The 4,471-nt window shown below is 67.4% G+C and carries 6 protein-coding genes; 2 read left to right on the plus strand and 4 right to left on the minus strand.

Annotated features, from left to right (window positions below; all coding sequences use genetic code 11):
* Positions 1-64 precede the first annotated feature (64 nt).
* Genes trfA through ACODR9_RS24180 form a run of 4 tightly spaced genes read right to left on the minus strand, consistent with a single transcriptional unit; the run spans position 65 to position 3,074 of the window.
* Positions 65-970: a plasmid replication initiator TrfA gene (trfA, locus tag ACODR9_RS24165; RefSeq protein WP_488813210.1), complete on the minus strand. Its 906-nt coding sequence runs from the start codon at positions 968-970 to the stop codon at positions 65-67.
* 2 nt (positions 971-972) lie between these two features.
* Positions 973-1,647, minus strand: a complete 675-nt coding sequence (locus tag ACODR9_RS24170; RefSeq protein WP_303675576.1) for a hypothetical protein — start codon at positions 1,645-1,647, stop codon at positions 973-975.
* Entirely contained in the window at positions 1,647-1,826 is a 180-nt protein-coding gene (locus ACODR9_RS24175; RefSeq protein ID WP_488813212.1) for a CopG family ribbon-helix-helix protein, read from the minus strand. The genes ACODR9_RS24170 and ACODR9_RS24175 overlap by 1 nt, the downstream gene beginning before the upstream one ends.
* Before the next feature lie 54 nt (positions 1,827-1,880).
* A complete protein-coding gene (locus tag ACODR9_RS24180) occupies positions 1,881-3,074 on the minus strand; it encodes a MobA/MobL family protein (protein WP_488813214.1) in 1,194 nt (397 codons plus the stop codon).
* A 201-nt stretch (positions 3,075-3,275) separates the two neighbouring features.
* Between ACODR9_RS24180 and ACODR9_RS24185 the strand changes: the two genes are divergently transcribed.
* Positions 3,276-3,590: a hypothetical protein gene (locus tag ACODR9_RS24185; RefSeq protein ID WP_488813216.1), complete on the plus strand. Its 315-nt coding sequence runs from the start codon at positions 3,276-3,278 to the stop codon at positions 3,588-3,590.
* A complete protein-coding gene (locus ACODR9_RS24190; RefSeq protein WP_488813217.1) occupies positions 3,574-3,792 on the plus strand; it encodes a hypothetical protein in 219 nt (72 codons plus the stop codon). The genes ACODR9_RS24185 and ACODR9_RS24190 overlap by 17 nt, the downstream gene beginning before the upstream one ends.
* Positions 3,793-4,471 lie beyond the last annotated feature (679 nt).

Below are 4,471 nucleotides of genomic sequence, written 5' to 3' on the forward strand. Positions count from 1 at the left end.
GCGGGGCCGCTGGAACGGTATCGCGGGGCCGCTGGAACGGTATCGCGGGGCCGCTGGAACGGTATCAAGCGCGGGGCTTCCGGGGCTTGCTGGCCTTCTTGGCCAAGTGCCGCCGCTGCGCCCCTTGGGCCTTCTTCTCGACGTGCACGAGGTCGCCGCGAATGTCGTAGCTGAACCCCTCGCCGTGGGCCGCGCTGGCCTCGGCCACGGCGTCCAGCGCCTTGCGCAGCTTCTTGGCAAAGTCGCTCATCAAGCCCGCCTCGCTACCGCAGAGCCGGTGCAGCGTCTCGATCTTGAGCGGGAACGGCTTGGCGTGGCTGGCGTAGAAGCCATGCAGCCACTGCGCGAGCTGGTGGCCGTCCAGTGCATGACGCACGCCCCATTCCACCTGCGTGAACTGATCGCCTGCGAACAGCGGGCGCAGCTTCTCGTCCAGCTCGATGACCCACTCCTGCGTTTCCTCGTCCTTGGCCGCGAAGCGAATCAGGCCGCCGATGTAGGTGTAGCGCCCCTGCTTGACCGTCACGGCATTGGCTACAAGCCGCTCGATGCGGTTGTGTAGCGTCGTCCGGTTCTTGCCGGTGTCGGTCTTGCCCATGAGCTTGAGCAGGGCGTAGGACGTGACGCGGCACTGGCTGCCCAGCTCCTGAAGGCGCACGGCGTGCAGCACGCTTTCCCACACATCGAGGTCGCCTTGGTCGAGGCGTTCGCCCTTGTAGCGGATCGTCACGCCATCGACGGCGGCGAGATCCTCGCCGTTGATGTACCGCCGCCGCCCCTTGGCGATCGCGCCAAACAGGGCCGACCGTAGAAAGCCGTTCGGCACCGCCCGGACAGGCTCCGGCCATAGCGGGAGCTGCACCACGTTCTTGGGTAGAGGCGCACCCGGCAACGGGGCGCGCTCTGCGCGTTGCTTCGCCCGAGCCTGCATCTCGGGGATTCGGGCCAGCAGGTCATCGAGCTTTTTCATGGTCAGTACCCCCGCAACACGAAGTAGTCGCCGTCCTTGCCGTAGCCGCTGCTCTTGTCGATGCGGACGCACAGGCGGCCTTGATCGCCGCACTTCTCCAGCTTGGCCCGACCGCCCCGCTTGGCCCAGTCCTCGGCGTTCGCCTGCAACTGGGCGACTTCGCCCAGGAGCGCGGCTTTTTGCTCGGCCAACTGTTCGACCTGGTGGCGCTGCCACCAGACGGCCAGCCAGGCAGCCAGCAGCACGGCCACGATGCCGCCCGCTGCCGCACCACCGGCCAGCATGGCCCAACGCCAGCCAAAGGCGGCAACGGCGCCGGATAGCTTGCCCTCGGCCTCGCCTGCGGCCTTCACCACGCCCGAGAGCTGCCCGACGATGGGCCTAGAAGCCTCGCCAAGCGCTTTTGCGGCCGCGTCTGAGGCTCCGGCAAGGGATTGCCGCACCGAAGCGCCTACGGCCTCGCCTGCGGCCTTCTGGATGGCCGGAACGGCCTCCGCTGCTGCCTTGCGCACCTCGCCGGCCACACCGGCCACGCTGGCCGCTGCCTGAGCCACGGCGGCGCGTTCCTTGGCGAGTGCTGCCCGCTCTGCGGTCAGCCCGTCCAGTGCGGCCTTGACGGCCTTCTGGTGTTCCTCGGCCACGGCCATGAGGCCGAATAGCTGCTGCTGTGCGTCCATCACTTCACCCCCTTGGCGTCTTTCAGCAAGTCGCCCTGCGCGTGGCGCTTGACGTACTCGCGCATGAAGTCGCGCAGCAGTTGGGAGCCGGTGCGGTCGTTGGCCTTGGCCGCCCGGTCGTAGGCATCCCGCAGGGACTTGTCCAGCCGGATGGTCATCGTGGTTTTTTCATCGCTCATGGGTGCTACCTCCTGAGCTACATAGTACAGCACATGCACATACAGCGCAACATGCTATCGAGACCAGCCGGGGCCGTCCCGCTCCTGCTTCTTGGCCTCGCGCTCTTGGCGCTGGCGCTCCCTCTGGTCGGCCAGCTCCTTGAGCCGGTCGGCCTGCGCCTGTTGCCGGGCCTGTTCGGCTTGCTTCTGGCGTTCCTGCTCGGCCTTCTGCCGCTCGAACGCCTCGCGGGCCTGCTGCTTGCCCAGCTCGGCCAGCTTCTGCGCCTCGAACATCGCCCGGAAGTCGGCCACGCCTGCGGCTGCGGCCTGCTTCACCTCGGGCGCGGGCTGGCGGTCGCGCTCGGCCTGCAACTGGTCGCGCTCTTGGAGCGCGCCCCGCATGTCGCCTGACAGGTCGATGATGGAACGGTCGAGCGCCTTCCCTTGGCGTTCCAGATCGCCCAGCGCCTTGGCGCGGGCCAGCCGCTCGGCGGCTTCCTGCTCTTGCTGGATGCGCTTGGCGCTCGGCTGGCCGGTGCGCCGCTCGTAGCCGTGGGCCTGTGGCCCAAGGTGCTGCGACGGCTCGGCCTCGATGCCTCGCTCGGCGTGGCTCCGGTGATCGATGCGGGCCTCGTGGCCGTGGCGCTCAAGCGCCGCGTTCGCCAGCTCGCCCCACCGCGCCCGCTCCCGGTCGGCCATGTTCTCGATCTTGGCCCGCTGGCAGTGAATCGGGTCCAGCTCCACGGCCTTCTTGCCCAGCGTGCCGTCCGGCTGGACGTGACACGCCGAAAGCATGATGTGCGCGTGCCAGTTGCCGTTATGCCGCCGCCCGGTTTCCGGGTCTGTCTCGTGGTACTGGTCGGGGTTCTTTTCAAGCTCCCGGTCGGTGACGGTGCGCGGCGCGTGTAGCGCCACGTCAGCCGCCACCCCGTAGCGGTCGGCCAGCTCGCGGGCGTAGCCCACGGCGAGCGCCTGCCGCTGCTCCGGTGTCAGCTCGGTCGGCAGGGAGATTTCCACCTCCCGGACGAGTACAGCATCGCCGCGCTTGTGGTGCGCTTCGATGCCGTTCCAGAACTCGGCCCGGTCGGCGGTTCCACCGCCCGGCAGGATGAGTTCGGAGTGCAGGACTCCACCCTTGCGGGTGTAGTCGTGCACGAGGCCGGTTCGCTCGTCGGTGATCTCCACCCCAGCGCGATAAGCCGCTGCCCCGGTCGCACTGCGACCTTGGGCACGGCTGATCGGTTTAGCTGAAAGGTGGTAGATCGCCACGGCGGCGGGCCTCCGGTTTTGGGGTTGTCAGGGGCGCAGCCCATGACCGCACGTAATCCCCGCAGGGGATTACTCTAAGTGCGCCCTTCGCTGTTCGCTTCGGGTCTGCGCTCCCGGCTATTCTAGCCGTTCGCGCCCCATCGCGCACCCGTCGCCTCTACGCTAAAATGACGATTCGTGCAACCACCAGCGGAGAACAACATGGCATCAATCGAGGACAAGATCGCAGCAGCAGAGAAACGGGCGCAAGAGGCTGCAAAGCAGGTAAAGCAGCTCAAGGCCCAGCGTGACATGGTGGAGGCTCGCAAGCTGCAAACCATGCTCAAGGGTCAGCGTTCCGACGACACCCGCCGCAAGATTCTGGCTGGTGCCTTGGTGCTGGACATGATGGAACGCGACGAACAGACCCGCGCCAAGTTCCTTGATCGCCTCGACAAGTACCTGACCCGCGCCGATGACCGGGCCTTGTTCAACCTGTCACAGTCGCAAGGGGCCAGCCATGAAGGCACGGCTTAAAGACTTCCCGGTTGACCATCGGCTGATGGCCGTTGCTGACACGCCCAAGATGGCCGCCATTGCCCAGCAGATTGCGGCCTTGCAGGCCGAGTACGACAAGCTGCGCGACGACGAACAACGCCGCCAGTTCGCCGCCTTCCTGCGCACCGTCAGAGAGAACGCCAGCGAGCGCACCGTAAAGGACTGGGTGCCCGCCGTCTGAACACCGTGGGGCGCTGCCCCACACCCCGCGTTCGCCACGTGGCAGGGGTGCAGGGGACGGCCTTCGGCCTAAACCCCCGCACCCCACCACTGGAACGTCTGCCGCTCCGGTTCAGCGTCAAGGGTTCGGCTTCGCCCCAGTCCTCACCCGGTCGCCCTGCGGGCGCTGCGGCTTCCGGGCTGGCCCTTGACCCTGCCCCTCCGCTGTCCCGGTCTTGGAACGGAGAGGGGGTCAAGGGGTCGTGGAATACCGCAGGGAGCGCAGCGACTGAGGATATGCCGCGAAAGCCCCTTGATGCCCTCGCAGTGACCCACGCTCCCGTCATGGGTGTAGGGGGTTTGAGGCCGAAGGCCGTCCCCCTGCACCCTTGACGACAGAGGGCGACTCGCTCCCCTCGCTGGCGAGGGGCGGGGGGGAGTGGTTGGGGGCCGTTGTCTGCCCCCTCTGGGGGCGTCGATTTGAGGGAGGGGGAGCCGGTACGGGGGAGGGCGCAGCCCGCCCCGGCGCAGCCGCTGGGTGATTAAGAAAGGATTAAAACCGGATTAGCTTGGTTTTGCCGAAACCCGCAAACCCGCGCCAGTGCTGGCTTTTCGGCCTGTTCAGCCTGTGGATAGCGGGGCCGCTGGAACGGTATCGCGGGGCCGCTGGAACGGTATCGCGGGGCCGCTGGAACGGTATC

Source organism: Aquitalea sp. FG25, assembly GCF_057809375.1.